Origin of the sequence: Achromobacter sp. UBA5777, from assembly GCF_002418565.1 — a bacterium.
Classification (GTDB): Bacteria; Pseudomonadota; Gammaproteobacteria; order Burkholderiales; family Burkholderiaceae_B; genus Achromobacter; species Achromobacter animicus.
In genome coordinates this window covers 252-2,579 of record NZ_DIEJ01000105.1, presented here as the reverse complement: position 1 = coordinate 2,579, position 2,328 = coordinate 252, and the positions used below count along the sequence as shown (strand labels likewise).

General features: G+C 68.9%; 3 protein-coding genes. 2 read left to right on the top strand and 1 reads right to left on the bottom strand.

Translation table 11 applies throughout. The features are described 5' to 3' along the window. Together B3446_RS07590 and B3446_RS07585 are read left to right on the top strand one after the other, a co-directional pair. Nucleotides 1-651 (top strand): ABC transporter ATP-binding protein (locus B3446_RS07590; RefSeq protein WP_291379367.1); only part of this gene is annotated, 651 nt, incomplete at its 5' end. Beyond that, nucleotides 648-1,358 carry an ABC transporter ATP-binding protein gene (locus B3446_RS07585; RefSeq protein WP_291379365.1) on the top strand — a complete coding sequence of 237 codons (711 nt, stop codon included), beginning with the start codon at nucleotides 648-650 and terminating at the stop codon, nucleotides 1,356-1,358. The genes B3446_RS07590 and B3446_RS07585, both read left to right, overlap by 4 nt. A 23-nt stretch (nucleotides 1,359-1,381) precedes the next feature. On the opposite strand, the gene B3446_RS07580 is transcribed toward B3446_RS07585, so the two are convergent. Further along, the coding region (locus tag B3446_RS07580; RefSeq protein WP_291379363.1) for an Ldh family oxidoreductase at nucleotides 1,382-2,328 on the bottom strand (947 nt) is incomplete at its 5' end.

Genomic DNA, 2,328 nt, shown 5'->3' with positions numbered 1-2,328 from the left:
GCCGGCAAGACCACGCTGATCGGGCAACTGAGCGGAGAACTGCGGCCAGACGCCGGACGCGTGCTGCTCGACGGCAAGGATGTCACGCGCATGCCGGTGGAAAAACGCGTGCGCCACGGCCTCGCGCGTTCGTATCAGATCACCTCGGTATTCAAGCCGTTCACGGCGCTGGAAAACGTGGCGATGGCGGTGCAGGCGCGGCGCGGCCACAGCTTCCGGTTCTGGCGGCCCGTGCTATCGACACAGGCGTTGACCGAACCCGCCCGCGAGGCGCTGGCCCTGGCCGGCCTGTCGGCGCGCGAAGGCACGCCGGCCAGCGAACTGGCGCACGGCGAACTGCGCCAGCTTGAACTGGCCATGGTGCTGGCGTGCCAGCCGTCACTGCTGCTGCTGGACGAACCCATGGCGGGCATGAGCCAGCACGAATCCGAGGCCATGACGCGGTTGCTGCTGTCGCTGCGCGGCCGCTACACGATATTGCTGGTGGAACACGACATGCAGGCCGTCTTCGCCCTGTCCGACCGCATCACCGTGCTGGTGTACGGCCGCGCGCTCGCGTGCGGCACCGCCGACCAGATCCGCGACGATCCGCAGGTCCGCGAATGCTATCTGGGCAGCGAACGCGGCCGCACCCGGGAGGCACGCGCATGACCGCCCTGCTCTCGCTGCGCGGCGTCACCGCGCACTACGGCGCCAGCCAGGCGCTCTTTGGCATCGACCTGGACATCGCGCCCGGCGAATTTGTGACCCTGCTCGGACGCAACGGCATGGGCAAGTCCACCACCGTCAAGGCGGTGATGGGCCTGAATTCCGCCTCGCGCGGATCCATCAGCTTCGACGGTTCGGAGATCGGGCGGCTGCCCTCCTACAAGGTGGCGCAGCGCGGCATCGGGCTGGTGCCCGAAGGCCGCCACGTCTTTCCAAACCTGTCGGTACGTGAAAATCTGGTGGCCACTGCGCACAACCGGCAAGGGGCCGCGCAGCCCTGGACGCTGGAACGGGTGTACGCGCTGTTCCCGCGCCTGTCCGAACGCGCCAAACACCTGGGCAGCCACTTGTCGGGCGGCGAACAGCAGATGTTGGCCATCGGCCGTGCGTTGCTGACCAATCCCCGGCTGCTGATTCTGGATGAGGCCACCGAAGGGCTCGCGCCTGTGGTGCGCGAAGAAATCTGGGCGGCGCTGGAGACGCTGAAGCAGACAGGTCTGGCCGTGCTGTGCATAGACAAGAACCTGGAGCCGCTGCTGGCCACCGCCGACCGCCACGCCATCGTGGAAAAGGGTCGCGTGGCGTGGACGGGGACGTCGCGGGAATTCCTGGACGACGAGGCGCGGCTGTTGCAGTACCTGGGGGTGTAGGAACAGGGCCGCAGGTTACGCCACTACGCTTGGCGCGTCGCCGGCAACGCGACGCCCAGCCGGCTGCTCCACGCCTGCATTTCATCCCACAGCGCGCGCGGCACGGGCAGGCCGAGCTGTTGCCGTTCCCGCTCATGCTCGGCCTCCGGATCACCCGGCATGCGGGGCGCGCCGGGCGCCTGTGACAGTTCGACCGCCATCCCCGCCACCACCGAGGCCAGCGCCGCGCCCCCGGCAAAGCGCGCCGGATCAATGACGATGAAGAATGCGCCCAGTTCGCGCGGCTGGTCCAGCGCCTCGTACATCGACGAGATGTGCGGGCCGAACGGATTGCCGTTGAGCGGTCCGCACAGCAGCTCGACCATCATCGCAAGGCCATAGCCCTTGTAGCCGTATTCCTCGCCGCCCAGCGGTCGCAAGGCGCGTGCCGCCTGCGCATTGGTGCAGTCCGCGCCGTTCCCGTCCAGCGCCACGCCCGCCGGCAGCGCGACACCGTCGCGCCGGGCATTCATGACGCGGTTCCACGGAATGGCGGTCGTGGCCATGTCCAGGCATAGCGGCGCGCCGTCCGCGCGCGGAAAGGCCAGCGAGATGGGATTGGTGCCGAAGAAGGCTACACGCCCGCCATAGGGCGCGGCAATCGAATCCGAGTGCGTAAAGGCAATGCCGATCAAGCCCTGCCCGGCCGCCGCGCGGCTGTACAGCCCGATCGCCCCGCAGTGCGAGGAATCGCTGACGCCGACCGCCGCCACGCCGGCCTCACGCGCCAGCTCGATGGCCAGCGCATTGGCCCGATGCGCCACCACGATGCCCTGCCCGCGGCCGCCATGCACCTGTGCGGTACCCGGCCCGGTGCGTTCGATGCGGACCTCGGGCCGGGCCAGGATCGAGCCGTGCGCCACGCGATTAAGGTAATGCGGCAGCCGCGCGATGCCGTGGGAATCGATGCCCCACAGACTGGTCTGCGCCA